The sequence below is a fragment of the Spirosoma fluviale genome (genome assembly GCF_900230225.1).
Taxonomy (GTDB): Bacteria; Bacteroidota; Bacteroidia; order Cytophagales; family Spirosomataceae; genus Spirosoma; species Spirosoma fluviale.
Genome location: NZ_OCNH01000002.1, coordinates 973,733 through 989,442 on the forward strand (window position 1 = coordinate 973,733; position 15,710 = coordinate 989,442).

Below are 15,710 nucleotides of genomic sequence, written 5' to 3' on the forward strand. Positions count from 1 at the left end.
CTATATTATTGCTTTTCAATTAATTATCCTATGATTAAACATATGCTTTCAGGCGCGTTCGTCCTGAGTAGCTGGCTTACTGTCCACGCTCAGGATCGAACCGCACCCAGATTAGCCCAGTTGGACAATCCGGCTGTTCTGGCCACCATTAAAGGTGCGAAAACACGCATCGACATCCAGTCGGATGTAAAAGCCCTTATTAAAGGGACGGTATCCGACGAAAAAGGGAATACATTGCCCGGCGCGACAGTGTCGGTGAAAGGTACACAGTTGGGAACGACGACGGATGTGAACGGTGCCTTCACCCTAAATATGCCCGCCGGTTCCAAAGTACTCGTGATCTCGTTTATCGGGATGAAAACGCAGGAGGTTGAAGTAGGGAGCCGTACAACGCTCAACATTACCCTCCAATCCGGCGATCAGTCGCTGGACGAAGTGGTCGTTATCGGTTACGGTACCGCCAAACGGTCGGACGTTACCTCGTCCATTACGACCGTAAAAGCGGCCGATCTGAAAGATATTCCGGCCGCCGGTATCGACCAGCTTTTGCAGGGTAAAGCCGCCGGGGTGACGGTAACTAGCAATGGCGGCCAGCCTGGTGGTGGCGTATCGGTGAAAGTGCGCGGGGTTACGTCCATCAATAGCAACGACCCGCTGTTCGTGATCGACGGCGTACCGTTTGTGGGTGGTAACACCTCGAACAGCACGGGTTATGCCGGTCTGGGCGGTGGCGATGGCCAAACCGGAAACAGCGTAATGGCTATGCTGAACCCTAACGATATTGAGTCGATCGACGTGCTGAAAGATGCGTCGGCGCAGGCTATCTACGGGTCGCAGGCGGCTAACGGCGTCATTATGGTCACCACCAAGAAAGGGAAGCAGGGCGAAGGCAAGATCAACTACGAAATGTATACGGGCGTTTCGGAAGTGGCCCGTCGGCTGAACCTGATGAAGCTGCCCGATTTTGCCCGGTACCAGAACGAGGTGCTGCCGATCATTGGAAACCCGGTGGCCGATGAGTTCAAAAATCCGGATCTGCTCGGACCCGGTACCGACTGGCAGGAAGCCATGTTCCAGCAGGGTAAGATCAACAACCACCAGCTGAGCTTTTCGGGTGGACGGGATAAAACGACCTACTACCTGTCGCTGAACTACTTCGACAACAAAGGGATTCTGCTGGGTTCGGACTTCAAGCGGTATTCGTCGCGCTTCAGTCTCGATACACAGCTGAAAACCTGGGTTAAAGTAGGCTTGAGTGCCAACGTGTCGCGCAGTATTCAGAACGTATCCCTGGCCGATGCTGCCGAAGGAACCATTTGGTGGGGTGCTTCGACCAGCCCGCTGGTTCCGGTGAAAAACCTTGACGGTTCGTGGGGTGGCGGTCAGACCGTTGGTGGCGTAATCTACAATAACGCCAACCTGGTCGGTAACAGCCAGTTTCGGGGCAACACCAAAACATCGAACAACGTGTTTGGTAGCCTGTATGCAGAATTTCAGTTGCTGAAAGGCCTCTCACTGCGTAACGAACTGTCGTATTCGCTGGGGCAGGACAACAACATTGCGTTCCAGAAAGCGGGTAACGTGGGTGGTACGTCGTTCCGCAGCAAACTGATCGATTCGCGGTCCGACAGCTACTACTACTCAATCACCAACTACCTGAACTACAACCTGTATTTTAAGAAACACGGTATTCAGGCCACGCTGGGGCATCAGGCACAGAACTCGTATTACCAGTCGATTTCAGGTACGAAAGTGGATTTGCAGGCCAACATCTTCGACCTAAACACCGGCAGCGCCGACCAGACAACCTGGGGTTTGAGCGGTGGTAAAGGCCAGTGGGCTATGGAGTCGTACTTTGCTCGTGCCAACTACACCTATGATGATCGCTACTCGGTTTCGGCTAGTTTCCGGGCGGATGGTTCGTCTAACTTCGGTCCCAACAACCGTTGGGGTTACTTCCCCGGTGTATCGGCGGGCTGGACAATCTCGAACGAGAAGTTCATGAAAGGCGACATCTCGAAAGTGCTGACTTATGCCAAAGCGCGTATCGGCTACGGTATAGTAGGTAACCAGAACTTCCCGAATGGGGCACCGAACCCGGCTTATGTGGGTGCGGTTCAGTTCTTCTCCGGTCCGGTAGGCTTTGGCTCGTCGAACATGATCAACGGGATTCCCAACCCGAACCTGAAATGGGAAACGGTGAAAACGGCCAACGCCGGTGTTGACCTGGGCTTCTTCAACGGCCGCGTCGACGCCACCATCGACGTCTACAAAAAAGTAACGTCCGACATGATCATCTTCCTGACCGGCCCGAACCTGATTGGGGTAGGCGATCAGTGGGACGATCTGAAAGCACCGCTGGGTAACGCCGGTCAGATGACCAACACCGGTATCGACATCGGCCTGACCACGACCAACATCAAGAAAGGTAACTTCAGCTGGAAGAGCAACGTCGTGTTTACGCAGTTTACGAACCGCTACGACCGAGCCGCCAGTGCTGCTTCGGCGCTTGACGGTAAAGTGTACTACAATAACTACCTGATCACGCACACCACGCCGGGCACGCCTGTTGGCTCGTTCTGGGGGCTGGTAACGGATGGATTGTTCCGCACCCAGGCTGACCTGGACGCCAGTCTGCCGCAGTTCGGCTATAAAGTGAATCAGACGGAAACCTGGCTCGGCGACATCCGCTACAAAGACATCAATGGTGATAAGAAGATCGACGCGCAGGACCTGACCTTCATTGGTAGCCCGCTGCCGAAGTTCACCTGGGGCTTCACGAACTCGCTGAACTACGGCGATTTCGACTTCTCGCTGTTCTTTCAGGGGAGCCAGGGCGGTAAAGCCTATAACTTCCTGCGCTGGCAGTTGGAAGGGTTGAACAACGCCTACACCAACCAACTGAACACGGTAACGGACCGGTACACCGAATCGAACCCGAACGGAAGTCTGCCTCGCTTTACGAACACCAACAAAAACAACACGGCCATGTCGGACCGGTATGTGGAGGATGCGTCGTACGCCCGGATTCAGAACATCACGCTGGGTTACCGGTTGCCAAGAACGCTGCTGAGCAAAGTGAAGATCACCAATCTGCGGGTATACGGCTCGATCCAGAACCTGAAGACCTTCACCAATTACTCGGGTTACGACCCTGAAATCGGAGCGTTCAACAACAGCATCAAACTCATGAACGTGGACACCGGCCACTACCCGAACCCACGGACATTCACCGTAGGCGCTAATCTGCAATTCTAATACTCAATGATTGAATGAGAGAATGATTGAATGGAGAGGTGAGCTTGTGCACCGCTGCTCAGACAGAGTTGGAAGGTTTACATAATTTCTTTTTGTTGAAAGTTTAGCCTTACTCATTCAATCATTCACTCACTCAATCATTCAAAATTAAATAGACATGAAAATCAAGCCACTATATGCCCTTGTTCTGACGGCGATGTTGTCTTCCTGTTCCAAAGACTTCATTGAACGGCCATCCCTGTCGGGCACTACAACGGGTAACTATTACAACAACGCCGACGAAGTTCGGGCGGCAACCAGTACGCTTTACAGCGGTCTACCCTGGCGCAACTACGAAAGCCGGGCGCAGGATGCCATCGGCGATGTAATGTCGGGCAACATGTTTACGTATACTGACGTCGAGTACCTGAACTTCACCGTGTCGTCGGCTTCCGAGCGGATCGGTGCGTCGTGGGGTGCTTTCTACAAGATCATCGGCTACTCGAACGTGATGATCAAAACCTTCGAAGAGAAGAAAGCTGCCGGTGGTGGAGCCGCTTACCTGGACCCCGCCATTGCCGAATGCCACTTCATTCGCGGGATGCTGTATTTCTACATTGCCCGTACGTGGGGAGCCGCTCCGATCATCACCGATCCAGGCGCAACGGCCCTGTCGGGTAACTTCAACATTCCACGATACATCCAGAAAGATGTGCTGCGGTTTGCGCTCGAAGAACTGCAACTGGCCGAGACAGGTTTGCCGGAATCGGACGTGCCGGGTCGGGTAACAAAGTATGCCGCGAAGGGGATGATGGCGAAACTGTATCTCTACAACAAAGACTATGCGAACGCCAAAGCGAAGGCCGAAGAGGTGATTAACTCGGGCAAGTACAGTCTGGTGGCCGATTACAGCGGCATGTTCACTAAAATGAGCATGAATAACAACGCTGAAAGCATTTTCTCCATCCAGCACCAGTTGGCGCAGGACCCTTGGGGAACGGGCAACATCAAAAACCCGGATCGGGGAGCGGGTGCGCTGCGGACGTCCGAAGCCGATGCCTGGGAAATGTATGTTCCCTCGCTGGACCTGTTGAAAGAGTATGAATTTGGCGATCTGCGCCGGAGATGGTCGGTAATGGAACACGGCTGGACCAATCCGAACTGGAAACCCCAGCGCGTAAATGCTCCTAAATACAATGCATTTATGGCCAACGGGTTCAAATATGATACCCTGCAACCGGCGGAAGATGGCGGAAGTCAGGGGCCAACGCGTTCCAATATTGTCAAGTATTTTGCCGGACCGGGTAAAAGCTTTGGTGGAGACCCAGTTTTAGGCCAGAACTCCGGCAACAACGTAGTGCTGCTGCGCTACGCCGACATCCTGCTGATCTATGCCGAAGCCGTGCTGGCGGGTGGTACGTCGACCAGCGATGCCAAAGCCCTCGATGCGCTGAACAAAGTACGGAGCCGCGCGGGTCTGTCGCCGAAGACGGCCTTTACGCAGGATGATATTCTGCACGAACGTCGGGTGGAATTTGCCTTCGAAGGCGACTACTGGTACGACATTCAGCGCCAGGGCTATGCTAAAGCGAAAGCCATCGTCGAGAAACAAAACCGGGGTACGGTAACGGGTGCTACCTACATCACCAACTTCACCGAAGATAAGATGTACCTCCCAATCCCATCGGGTGAGATTGTGCAGGATCCTGAGCTTGGCAAAGAACCCGTTCCGTATTACAAATAAAAAGTGCTGGCGGATCAGTCGCGTTAGCGACGACATGTTTGTAGAAATGGGTGTCAAGGCTTTATTCGTTCGTGCCGTCAGGTACGAAACATAGTTAGGTTCCGTACCTGACGGCACGAACGAACATCGTGATTTTTCAACTAGCTACAAACATCTGGTCGCTAAGCGACTAATCCGCAACCTGATTATAATGAACCAACTGGTTCTCTATATCCTGTTTATGTTTAGTTGACCTACACAATGTTGTGTGTCATCCAACCAAAACGGTACATCGTTAACCGCAAATTATACTCCAAATGAAACTCAATATATTCAGTCGTTTATCGGGCTTGTTACTCCTGGCGGGGTTGACCAGCTTCGTGATGACCTCCTGCGAAAAAGATACGGACGGAAGTCCACAAGTTGCCCCCGGAAACCCGGTTGCAAAAGCGTTTGCGCCTGATTCTGCAGCGGGTGGTTCTACGGTCACCCTGACCGGCTCCGGCCTGGGCGACATCCGGACGATTGTCTTCGAGAAGCAGAACATACCCGCTGGTTTTCAGCCAACGCTGAATACCGACAACGCCATTATTTTCCGGATTCCTACGGAGGCTTTGGGCGGTAGGCAGAAAGTAACCTTCACCAACAGCGCCGGCCGATCGGTTTCTGTCGATTTCAAAGTACTGGCCTACGCAACAGTGTCGGATGTGTCGAATTACGATTTCACCAAAGGCGGAGAGATCACGCTGACAGGTAACAATCTGGACGATGTATCGTCCGTCGCCTTTGCCGATTCGGTGAAAGGGATTTCGGATGCCGCTACCATCGTGTCGAAATCGCAGAAGCAACTGGTCGTTAAAATGCCAGCCTCTACGTTAACGCGTGGCACATTGACGATTATTAACGGCACGGGCCGCACGCGCACCAAACAGGAGTTCGTAAACATGGACATGGCCTATAAAGTCTTTACGGATGCGTACGGAACAGGCTTTCAGGATGCTTCCTGGGGCGATGCGAGTGTTGTGTCGACGAAAGAGTTCGTAACCGGAAGCTCATCTATTGCCAAAACTTTCCAGAAAGGTAACTGGCATTTGATTGGTTTTGCAAACTGGTCCGCTTCCGTTCCCTACTCGGCTGACTACACCTACGTAACCGGCTGGATCAAAGGCGCATCGGCCGATTATTCTCTCTATCTGACGACGGACGCCAGTAAAGGCGGATTCGGTGGGTTTGACGATAAGAACAAGATCAACGTGAAAGCGGGTGTCTGGAATTACTTCAAACTCAAGATTTCCGACATCGATTTCTGGGCACCCGGCAAAACGCTAAGCCAGGTCGGCTTCCGGATTCAGGGTCCCGACAAGCAGGACGAAACGTTCTACTTCGACGATATTCTGCTGGTTAAGTAATTTTTACGTACCGTGGGCTTTAGCCCGCATAGCTGTGAGTTGCTTTACAGCCTGCTTCAGCAGCTATGCGAGCTAAAGCCCACGGTACGTTCTATATGACTATTCCTGTTCCCTTTCCTTTTCATGATTTCTGATTTACTCAATACGTTAAACCGGGCGATTCCTCGTCCAAAGGGAGAAATCCCTTTTTTTTTGCCCATATGGCTGGCCTTTGGGCTTTTTGCAGGCGCTTTAGCGGCTCCCGGCCCGATAAAGGTCGAGGCTGAGTTGGGAGAGCTGGCCGGCGTTCAGGTGGCGTCAACCAATCCGGGCTTTTCCGGAACCGGCTACGTAACGGGGCTGGATAATGAAACCGATAAGCTAACACTGACGGTCAATGCCCCCGCCGGATTGTATGAACTGACCATTGGCTATGCGGCTCCCTACGGCGATAAAGGGATCGACTTTCAGGTAAACACGGAGCGAGGGAGCGCCATGCTCAAACAAACGTTCACCGGATTTACTACCGCCGGATTAGGTAAGTTCCTGCTGAATGAAGGGCTGAACACCATTACCATCTACCGAGGCTGGGGCTATTACGATATTGATTACATTCTGCTTACCCCAACCGCCGTGTCCTTACCGACCAAACCACCCAAAACCCTTGTCGATGCCCAGGCTACGCCGTCAACCAAAGGTTTGTTCACTTATCTGGTCGACCAGTATGGGAGTAAAGTGATTTCGGGTCAGCAGGACGATGTGGAGTATATTCTGGAAAAAACGGGAAAAGAACCAGCCATCGGTTCCTTCGATCTGATCGACTATTCGCCCAGTCGAGTGCAGTTCGGAACAACACCCCAGCGCAGCAGCGAAGACATAATCAAGTGGGCCAGGAAAGGCGAAGGGCGGGGCATTATCAGTCTGATGTGGCACTGGAACGCACCAACCGACCTCATTAATCAGGCTCCCGACAAACTCTGGTGGCGCGGCTTCTATACCGACGCGACAACCTTCGACATTGCCGCTGTGCTGGCCGATAAACAGAGTGAACGCTACCAGCTTATCCTGCGCGATATTGACGCCATCGCATTAGAGTTGAAGAAATTCCAGGCGGCCGATGTGCCTGTCCTCTGGCGACCGCTGCACGAAGCCTCCGGCGGCTGGTTCTGGTGGGGTGCCAAAGGAGCGGGACCGTTAAAAGAACTCTGGCGTATTCTGTACGATCGGCTTACCAACCACCACCAGTTGCATAACCTGATCTGGGTATATACCGCCACCGATACGTTCAAAACCGACTGGTACCCCGGCGATCAATACGTGGATATTGTCGGGATGGACATTTACACCAACTCAACGGCTAACATGAGCGGAAACTGGGCCAGTGCTCAGGCGCAGCTTAACGGGAAGAAACTGGTGACCTTGTCGGAAACGGGCAACCTGCCGAGTCCGGATAAAATTCGTGGCTTTGGCACGTGGTGGTCGTGGTTTGCGGTCTGGACGGGGACGGATTACATCAAGAAACAACCCGTCGATCTGCTCAAAGCCGTCTTCACTGATACCGACGTGATCACGCGCGATGAACTGCCCGATTGGCGGCCACCCCTTACGCTGGGCGTTCAGGATGGTGGCCAAGCTAACACAACGCTCTGGCTGGTAACCTTACTGGGCAACCCTGCCACCGGCGACAAGGCCGACGTACGCGTGCGGGGAGCTACAGGAAGCCGGCTGAAATTTGTAGTGACAGACGCTAAAGGAAATCAGTTACTGACGAAAGAGATTGAGCACGCGGCCGATGTTGAAACCCACTCATTACCTTTAGGGAAAGGGGCGGGCGTTTACTTCATTCGCGTCAGCACCCAGACCGAGAGCCAAACGCTGAAAGTCGTCAGGCCATGAAGTGTCCCTGTATTCTTGAGAGAAAGTCCGCTATGGCGTAGTAAAAACAAGGTAGGTTAACACCCGGAAAGTAGGCCAATATAAGACCAGGATGCACGCGCTGTAAATCAAAAAATTAACCACAGAGCCGCCGAGCGCACAGGGATTAATGGGGAAAAAGTATCTCCATCAATCTCTGTTTGCTCGGCGGCTCTGTGATTAAACGTTTGGCTATAGAAAGCGAACAGCAGTATCTAGTCAACGTTAAGCCGATACTTTTTCCAAACCCTGAGTAATTAAACTCGTGAGCGCTTCAAAGAACGTAGCCGAATGATGAATTGAATGACAGTTCCCCACAAGATCGCATTCAGAAGAAAGCAGAAGAAAACACTACTTACTGATTCAGGCCAGGGTAAACCAGCTAATGGAAAAATAGTATACCAAACAATTCTCTGCCAAATTGGTGGCTCGCCGACCAGCGTAGCAAACAGAAAAAAAAGAGGTAAAAGAGCCGTAGTTAATCCTACAAAAATGGCGGCATTTACGCCCACGGCTACCAACTGCGATTTCCCGGTATGGCTGAGCATGTGTTTTTTTTGTTGAAAACGTCCTTTCTTGTGAAGAATTACCGTCTGATCCTTAGAAATATTTATGAGTTCAGTCAACGTTTTTGTTAGGATGGCAGCACTCCTGCTATGGCTGTGGGTAGGTAGTAATGACCTTACTGCTCAACCTCTTAAAGTCAGAGAAGACATTAATCCAATCAACGACTCGTTGTGTTGGGTAGTCGGGACAACGGATTTTTTTGAATTTATCATTAATAAAGATGCGCCAGGAGAGAACTGGGTTATGATGTCAGTACTCACCCCCAACCGGTTAGCGTCAGCCGTTGGTGATAGTGCCTGGATAATACTCGATGATGGATACGTGATCAACTTATGCAGTAGTAAGAATACCAGAGCTAAACGTGATGTTTATAAAGTACTTTATGTCGAAATAGACTACCAGTATATGCGGTTTCTGGCCGCGATAAAGAGTGAAGATATACGAAGGATGGCGGCTGTTAACGTTAAAAAAATGATGTTTAACCTGAATCCCACGATTAACCCAAATCTTGGGGCCGTCCGCGATCTTAAAAAACACCCGCTTATTCCCAAAACGTCAACGTTCATCAATACAGGCAACCATATAGAAGTCCGAATAAATAAAATCTATCCAAAGCAGCGAAAAAGAATCCTGGCTACGGCAGTTTATACTGGTAAGTATATAAAGTAATTGGTAAGGCTTTGTTGCCTATATCCGTTAATCCACTTATTCAGCTATAAGCTAGTGCTTTACCAAAATAGAAGTTAGAATAAACGTTGGCGGCTTTGTCTGGGCCAAGCTCTGGCTTGGCCTTAGCTTTCAGTTAGCCAACGGCCAAGCCAGAGCTTGGCCCAGACAAAGCCGATCCAAAGGTTTAAGAATTAAATTGGAAGAGCACTAGACCTACTTCACCGCTTGCTTCTCGCGTGCCCAGACGATAAAGTCGGTGACGGGGGCTTCTTTCAGCATGGGTCGGATAAGCTGCACTACCTGCCCCCGGTGGTAAGCCGCGTGGTGACTCATGTGCGTCAGAATATTCAGCAGCGACGTCTTGAAAGGCGTTTCCTGCGAGTTGACGTACTCAACCATCCCACCTACCTCCGTTTCGTTGAGAGCCGACACGTAGCCGACGATCTGGCGATGCTGGCGCTCGGCGGTTTCGATCATCCAGCTTACCGGAATGTCTTCCCAGATGGCGACAAAGGCGTATTCATGGATTATCCGGCCGAACCACACATGCTGCGCGGACAGAATGTGACCCATCACAGCCACCGCCCGCGACGGTGGGTTTCGGAGGGTGTCGAGCGCTTCGATAACCCGCTGGTTGGCCCAAAGTTCGTAATGCAGTAACTGAATCAGATGCTCTTTCATCACAGTCCACGTTTGGTTGCCTGATATAAAGCCTCAACAATATTGGTGCGGGTATTTAGATTGCCAAGTTTAGGGTTATTTCTCGTAGGATAAACACGGTTGCACAAAAATATGTATGTTAAATTATAGGCTGGGTCGGGTTCAACCCACACAAACGTGCCGGTATAGCCCGAGTGCCCGTAACTGTCTTTCGTAGCTGACTTAGGCGCATTGCCCGAATACGTGAACGACGGTTTGTCGAAGCCAAGTCCGCGCCGGTTGCCCAGCTCCGGGAACTGGTACCGGGTAAACTCGGCAATGGTTTTTTCGGAAATAAACCGCTGCCCGCCGTAACTGCCTTTCTGCCGGTACATTTCGTAGACCTTCATCAAATCATTGGCATTGCCAAACAGCCCCGCGTGGCCCGATAATCCACCTAACATGGCCGCGCCCTCGTCATGCACGCGCCCCCAGATAAGCGTTTTGCGGAACAGGGAATCATATTCGGTAGGCACAATGCGGGTGAGCGGGTAAAACCGGCGGGGTAAAAAAGTAAGCGTACTCGCGCCCAGGGGCTTGTAAAAAGTCTCTTTGAGGTAATCTTCAAAGTTCTCCCCGGTCAGTCGCTTCACGATCTGGGGATACAGAATAAACGACAGGTCGGAGTAGACGTATTCTTTTTTGGCGTTTAGCTGGGAGTCTCTGATCTGCTCAAAAATCGTTTTCGGGTAGTTTTTGAATTCAAACAGGCTGTCGGTCACTTCGATCGGGTAACGGGCCGACCGTTCGTTTTTAAAGGTTTTGGGCTTCCACGTGCCGTCGGGGTTCTTGGTGTCCATCCAGAACGGTATCCAGGCTCTCAGCCGGGCCTGGTGGGTCAGTACGTCGCGCCAGAGCAGATTGGCTTTGTTCGATTTCTTGAAACCGGGCAGATAATCGGCCATTTTACCGTTCAGGTTAAATTTGCCGTCGTCCACCAGGTGCATGAGGGCGGGGGTAGACGTGCTCACCTTCGTGACCGACGCCATGTCATACAGGTCATCGAGTTGTACCGGAAGGGGTTCGGCACCCAGCGAGGCATCGTAGGTATGCTTGCCGTAGGCTTTTCGGAAAATCACCTTGCCATCTTTCGCCATCTGGACTACACAACCCGGAAAAGCGCCCTGGCTGATACCCACGTTTACCAGCGAATCGACCTGATGGTTCAGAAACGTACTGCTGATACCCACCTCTTCCGGAATGGTATATTTCAGTCGGCCGATGGGCTGAACGTTGAGGCCATCACCCAGCCGGAATCGCTGGTTGACCGTAACGGGTAATTTCCCTGAGGCCCCAATGGCCCCAAAAATCAACTGGGCCGATAACTCTTCGGTATAGTTCGTGAGTTGGTAGGGCATCACAATGGCCCGTGCCTGTTCGATGTTGCGGCTCGGCTGGGCGGTATCCATCGGGAAGGTCAGTTTATCCAGCGCGTACACATTGCCGAATACCGTAACCACTGCTTTGCCGGTAGCCACCAGTTCGCCAACGATACCCGCCGTTTTGGTTTGCAGGCCGTATTTAACGGCGGGGCGAATATTATTGAGGTGAACATCGACCAGAATGAGGTTGTAGTTGCTGAGCGAATCGCGGATTTGCGCCCATGTCGAATCGGCCGTTTTCGAGCTTACGTTGAAATGGTCGATTTTGGTGTAGTTAGCCGCCATTTGCTGGAAGGCCGTGATCTTGTCGCTCTCAACGGCTACCGACGCAATCCGGAGCGTATCCAGGCCCTGTAACGGAAGCACATTCCGATCGTTCTTCAACACCGTCAGGCTGCGTTCGGTGAGTTTGCGGTTGAGCAATTCGTCCTGCACCGGGTTCAGGTCGGCGACGAGATTCTCCATCACGATGGGTTTGTAGGTATCCAGTCCAGCCCACGCTTTTGCCTGGAGCACTTTCAGGCAGCGGGCGTCGATGGAGGCCTGCGTGATGCGTCCGTCAATGATGGCCTGTTTGACTTGGGCCAGTGCCGCCGGAACATCTTCCGTAAATTCGAGCACATCCATCCCCGCTTCCAGACCAAGTTCATCGGCTTTGCCCGATGGGTAGTACTTGGTCACGGCTTTCATGTTCATGGCATCGGAAAAGACCAGCCCTTTGAAGCCTAGTTCATTCTTGAGCAGGTTCGTGACAATGGCGGGCGAGAGCGTCGACGGGCGATTTCGGGTGGTATCGAGCGAAGGGATGTTGAGGTGCGCGATCATTACACCCGAAGCCCCCGCCCGGATCAACTCCCGGAATGGATAGAGTTCGAGCGAATCGAGCTGAGCCCGGCTTTTCGCAATGAGGGGTAAGTCGTAGTGTGAATCGGTGCCGGTGTCGCCGTGGCCGGGGAAATGTTTGATGCTGGTTAACAACTGGTTATCCTGCATGCCGCGCATGTAGGCGAGGGCTTTGCGGGCAACGGCGTATTTGTCTTCGCCAAAGGAGCGGAAGTTAATGACGGGGTTGTTCGGGTTATTGTTGACATCGACCGAGGGGGCGAAGTTAACGTGCATCCCCAGTCGGCGGGCCTGTTTGGCGAGGTTGGCACCCATCTGGTAAATGAGCGAGTCGGAAGCGGCCCCCTGCATGGCACCGAGGGTCATCTGGTAGGGGTAGCGAACGGTGCTGTCAAGACGCATGGCAATGCCCCATTCGGCATCCATCGCAATAAGCAGCGGAACGGGCGAACTGGCCTGTAACCGATTGGTGAACTGTGCCTGCCGAACGGGTCCGCCCTGAAACATGACGACCCCGCCGAGTTTGTTGGTCTGAACAAGCCGTATAAGCGAATCTTCGTAGGCTGGTTTCCGGTTCGAGTACCCCGCTACCATAATCAGCTGGGCAATCCGGTCTTCGGGGGCCATGTTCGTGAACACCGAATCGGCCCAGCAAGCCTGGCGGGCATTGAGTTTAAGAAAGGAGGGTGAGGTTGTTTGCGCGAAGGTCGTTACGGACAGAAGAACGCTAACTACACTAAAAAAAGCAGACCTACAGAAGGGCATGAGCAAGGGAATTGGGTCGTGATAGGCCAAAAATACAAAAAAGTGTCCTCGCTATTTCATTAAAAGAATAGCGAGGACACTATAGGCAAAGGCGTAAGAAGTTGTTTGCGTTAGCGATTGACGCGAACAGCTTCTAAATCAACTACCGGCGGTAGCGGCTGCGGTATTCGGGACCAACGCCAAAGCCGTAGCCGAGGGTTAGCGTAATGGTTGAGTTATTGATGTTCTGGCCGTCACTGAGGGTGATATCGCTCAGGCCATATCGGTAACGGGCATCGATCAGGAACCGCTGACGATCGCCCAATCCCTTAAAGTTAAGCTGAAAACCGGCAGCCAGTCCTAAATCCATAGACCGATAATCAGCACTGTTGTCGATGTCATTCTGATTGATGCCATTTGTTATTCGATCATTCCGTTTTGCGTTCAGCTTGAACCCCAGCGAGGGGCCAAAGAATATGTTGGGCCGGAAGTTACCGTTCAGCGTCAGGAAATAGCGTAAGGCAATGGGGATTTCCAGATAGTTGATCCGCTGGCCGTAGGAGTTTACCTGACTGCTGTTAGGCTGCTTGTAGTTGGCTCCCATCTGAGAGTAAAGTACATCGCCCGAAATACCAAAATGGTTGAGCGAACTATACATTAAAAAGGCACCGGCAGTTACACCCGGCTTCAGCGTATAGTCTCTGGCATCCATGCCAAATGTGGATAAATTTAAGCCAACGCGTGGCCCCGCACTGAATCGCTGTTGGGCGAAAGTGGCTGATAGACAGCCAGTAATCAAGATAAACGATAGGGTAATAGCACGTAGTGAATTTGCGCGAAACATAGACTGAACAATAAGTTGTTATGTCCCGTTAACGCGCTGGTTTTGTAAATGTTTTAGCCAATTGACGCAATGGCCGGTTTTTTACGCACTTTTTGCGCTCAATTCGACCGAAAAATAGATAAGTGGATTGATTGATCAGGAGGCATGTATACTGCCTCAGCCGGGCCACAGGTCTGAATGTACTCTCACTGGCGGCTGGACCCAAATGCTGGTTACCGAATGCGTTGGTTTTACTTTGGGTTTTTGTGAGTGCTTCGGTGCAAAGAAAATAAAGTAGATAGCCATGGCAAGCATGAACAGAATGGCGGCTGTGGTCGTGGCAATCCAGAGCGGCCAGAGTCGTTTCCGGTTTGCCGTTGCGTGAATGCGTTCATGAAGTGCATCCCGGAGGTCGGCCAGTTGCTCGGCAGTGGGCTGGGCGCTGGTTGTACTTTGCTGCATGGCTTCCAGCCCCGCCAGTGCATCGGCATAGAACGGGTTTTCGAGCAGCAGGCGCTCCACGCGGTAGCGCGCCGGGCCAGTCAACTGCCCGGACTGGTAGGCACGTAACTCATCAAACGTTAATTGGTCAATCATGGCTGTAGCGTGGGTCAGAACCCATGCTGTTAATGGTGGGTTATCCCCTTACTTCTGCATACAAATTTTCAACTTCCGACGCCCATTTTGCAAATAACTTTTTACCTGTTTTAGGTCGTAGCCGGTCAGCTCAGCTACATCGGTATAGGTTTTCCGTTCCAGATAAAACAACCTCAGGCACGTTTGCTGTTCAAGAGGTAAGGTTTCCAGACAGGTTTCCATCAGGGTCAGGTCTTCTTCCAGCTCCGCCCGATCGTCGTCATCGGCCGAAAGCTGCATAACCGGCTCATCGTCCAGGTCAATTCCGTTGCCATTTACCAGGGCCGCTTTGGGGTGAGCCTGTTTTTTGCGCAGCTGCATCAGGCAATAATTACGCGCTACACTATGAAGCCAGGGACCAAACTGCTGCACCTCGTGTTTGCGAAGGTCGGTTACGAGTTGTTCAAACAGGTTCATGACGGCATCCTTGGCTTCGTCCTCATCGCGCAGGTAGTTGAAGCAAACGGCATACACCAGATCCATGTATTGCTCATAGAGTTCACCCAGCACCGCCAGATCGCCGGTAGCCCGATAAGTAGCAATGTAATCGGCCGGGTCGTTGCGGGAACGCTCCGGACCGGGTCGGGACTTACGAAACAGTTTGAGAAACATACTTTGCTGGACTGCTTATCCGGTAGATGCAGAAACCGGCGAAATTCCATAATCGATCAGTAACTCCTTTACAAACAACGTCATGTAAGGCCAATAATGATGGTAAACGGGCTCGCTTACTCAATAACCCCTTCTTACCATAACCTATTACCGGCTCAGGTCGTTACAAGGTCATACAAACTCAACGAAATTATGAAACGGTTCTTGTTTGGCTTACTGGCTATGGCGCTGAGTGCAGGAGCCTTTGCGCAAAGTAATCAGTCGCCTGTTATGCAGCAGTCGACCTCCACGACCGATACGCGGCAGGCGAATCCGGCGCAGCCAAAGGTGAAAATGAACCAACGGCAGCGGTCGAAGATGGAAGCCGGTATGGACACAACCTTACCGAAAAACCGGAAACAACGGCGCTTACCACCCGATTCGCTGCGACGGGGAGGGGCTACAAAAGTAGACAGCGTGCGACGGTAGTTGTT

At 52.0% G+C, this 15,710-nt stretch carries 12 protein-coding genes; 6 read left to right on the forward strand and 6 right to left on the reverse strand.

The features are described from left to right. Window positions 1-30: 30 nt before the first annotated feature. The 4 genes from CRO74_RS14650 (at window position 31) to CRO74_RS14665 (ending at window position 8,244) form a co-directional block, all read left to right on the forward strand. The gene (locus CRO74_RS14650; protein ID WP_097126778.1) at window positions 31-3,258 is read left to right on the forward strand and encodes a SusC/RagA family TonB-linked outer membrane protein; all 3,228 of its coding nucleotides are present in this window, start codon (window positions 31-33) and stop codon (window positions 3,256-3,258) included. 157 nt (window positions 3,259-3,415) lie between these two features. After that, entirely contained in the window at window positions 3,416-4,981 is a 1,566-nt protein-coding gene (locus tag CRO74_RS14655; RefSeq protein WP_097126779.1) for a RagB/SusD family nutrient uptake outer membrane protein, read from the forward strand. A 296-nt stretch (window positions 4,982-5,277) separates the two neighbouring features. Continuing rightward, window positions 5,278-6,369: a cell shape determination protein CcmA gene (locus tag CRO74_RS14660; protein ID WP_097126780.1), complete on the forward strand. Its 1,092-nt coding sequence runs from the start codon at window positions 5,278-5,280 to the stop codon at window positions 6,367-6,369. Between the two features lie 123 nt (window positions 6,370-6,492). Continuing rightward, window positions 6,493-8,244 (forward strand): glycosyl hydrolase, encoded by a 1,752-nt coding sequence (locus CRO74_RS14665; RefSeq protein WP_097126781.1) that lies wholly within the window; start codon window positions 6,493-6,495, stop codon window positions 8,242-8,244. Window positions 8,245-8,519: 275 nt separating this feature from the next. On the opposite strand, the gene CRO74_RS14670 is transcribed toward CRO74_RS14665, so the two are convergent. Then, window positions 8,520-8,888: a hypothetical protein gene (locus CRO74_RS14670; RefSeq protein WP_097126782.1), complete on the reverse strand. Its 369-nt coding sequence runs from the start codon at window positions 8,886-8,888 to the stop codon at window positions 8,520-8,522. Between the two features lie 13 nt (window positions 8,889-8,901). On the opposite strand from CRO74_RS14670, the gene CRO74_RS14675 reads away from it, so the two are divergent. After that, on the forward strand, window positions 8,902-9,498 hold the full coding sequence (locus CRO74_RS14675) for a hypothetical protein (RefSeq protein ID WP_097126783.1): 597 nt from the start codon (window positions 8,902-8,904) through the stop codon (window positions 9,496-9,498). A gap of 213 nt (window positions 9,499-9,711) precedes the next feature. On the opposite strand, the gene CRO74_RS14680 is transcribed toward CRO74_RS14675, so the two are convergent. The 5 genes from CRO74_RS14680 to CRO74_RS14700 all read right to left on the reverse strand — a co-directional run bounded on the left by CRO74_RS14680 (window position 9,712) and on the right by CRO74_RS14700 (window position 15,237). Further along, a complete protein-coding gene (locus CRO74_RS14680) occupies window positions 9,712-10,179 on the reverse strand; it encodes a DinB family protein (RefSeq protein WP_097126784.1) in 468 nt (155 codons plus the stop codon). Further along, window positions 10,179-13,187, reverse strand: coding sequence for a serine hydrolase domain-containing protein (locus CRO74_RS14685; protein ID WP_097126785.1), 3,009 nt, complete (start codon window positions 13,185-13,187; stop codon window positions 10,179-10,181). Before CRO74_RS14685 ends, CRO74_RS14680 begins: the two co-directional genes overlap by 1 nt. 142 nt (window positions 13,188-13,329) lie before the next feature. Further along, window positions 13,330-14,010, reverse strand: a complete 681-nt coding sequence (locus CRO74_RS14690; protein ID WP_097126786.1) for a porin family protein — start codon at window positions 14,008-14,010, stop codon at window positions 13,330-13,332. Between the two features lie 156 nt (window positions 14,011-14,166). Further along, window positions 14,167-14,586, reverse strand: coding sequence for a hypothetical protein (locus CRO74_RS14695; protein ID WP_097126787.1), 420 nt, complete (start codon window positions 14,584-14,586; stop codon window positions 14,167-14,169). Between the two features lie 48 nt (window positions 14,587-14,634). Then, window positions 14,635-15,237 carry an RNA polymerase sigma factor gene (locus tag CRO74_RS14700; RefSeq protein WP_097126788.1) on the reverse strand — a complete coding sequence of 201 codons (603 nt, stop codon included), beginning with the start codon at window positions 15,235-15,237 and terminating at the stop codon, window positions 14,635-14,637. 192 nt (window positions 15,238-15,429) lie between these two features. Here CRO74_RS14700 and CRO74_RS14705 point away from each other — a divergent pair, with 192 nt between their 5' ends. After that, window positions 15,430-15,705 (forward strand): hypothetical protein, encoded by a 276-nt coding sequence (locus tag CRO74_RS14705; RefSeq protein ID WP_097126789.1) that lies wholly within the window; start codon window positions 15,430-15,432, stop codon window positions 15,703-15,705. Window positions 15,706-15,710: the final 5 nt, after the last annotated feature.

What these genes read in the sequence shown, in the direction of transcription:
- CRO74_RS14675 (WP_097126783.1), top strand. Translation starts at nt 8,902, where the DNA reads ATGGCAGCACTCCTGCTATGGCTGTGGGTAGGTAGTAATGACCTTACT.
- CRO74_RS14665 (WP_097126781.1), top strand. Translation starts at nt 6,493, where the DNA reads ATGATTTCTGATTTACTCAATACGTTAAACCGGGCGATTCCTCGTCCA.
- CRO74_RS14695 (WP_097126787.1), bottom strand. Translation starts at nt 14,586, where the DNA reads ATGATTGACCAATTAACGTTTGATGAGTTACGTGCCTACCAGTCCGGG.
- CRO74_RS14650 (WP_097126778.1), top strand. Translation starts at nt 31, where the DNA reads ATGATTAAACATATGCTTTCAGGCGCGTTCGTCCTGAGTAGCTGGCTT.
- CRO74_RS14700 (WP_097126788.1), bottom strand. Translation starts at nt 15,237, where the DNA reads ATGTTTCTCAAACTGTTTCGTAAGTCCCGACCCGGTCCGGAGCGTTCC.
- CRO74_RS14655 (WP_097126779.1), top strand. Translation starts at nt 3,416, where the DNA reads ATGAAAATCAAGCCACTATATGCCCTTGTTCTGACGGCGATGTTGTCT.
- CRO74_RS14680 (WP_097126784.1), bottom strand. Translation starts at nt 10,179, where the DNA reads ATGAAAGAGCATCTGATTCAGTTACTGCATTACGAACTTTGGGCCAAC.
- CRO74_RS14660 (WP_097126780.1), top strand. Translation starts at nt 5,278, where the DNA reads ATGAAACTCAATATATTCAGTCGTTTATCGGGCTTGTTACTCCTGGCG.
- CRO74_RS14705 (WP_097126789.1), top strand. Translation starts at nt 15,430, where the DNA reads ATGAAACGGTTCTTGTTTGGCTTACTGGCTATGGCGCTGAGTGCAGGA.
- CRO74_RS14690 (WP_097126786.1), bottom strand. Translation starts at nt 14,010, where the DNA reads ATGTTTCGCGCAAATTCACTACGTGCTATTACCCTATCGTTTATCTTG.
- CRO74_RS14685 (WP_097126785.1), bottom strand. Translation starts at nt 13,187, where the DNA reads ATGCCCTTCTGTAGGTCTGCTTTTTTTAGTGTAGTTAGCGTTCTTCTG.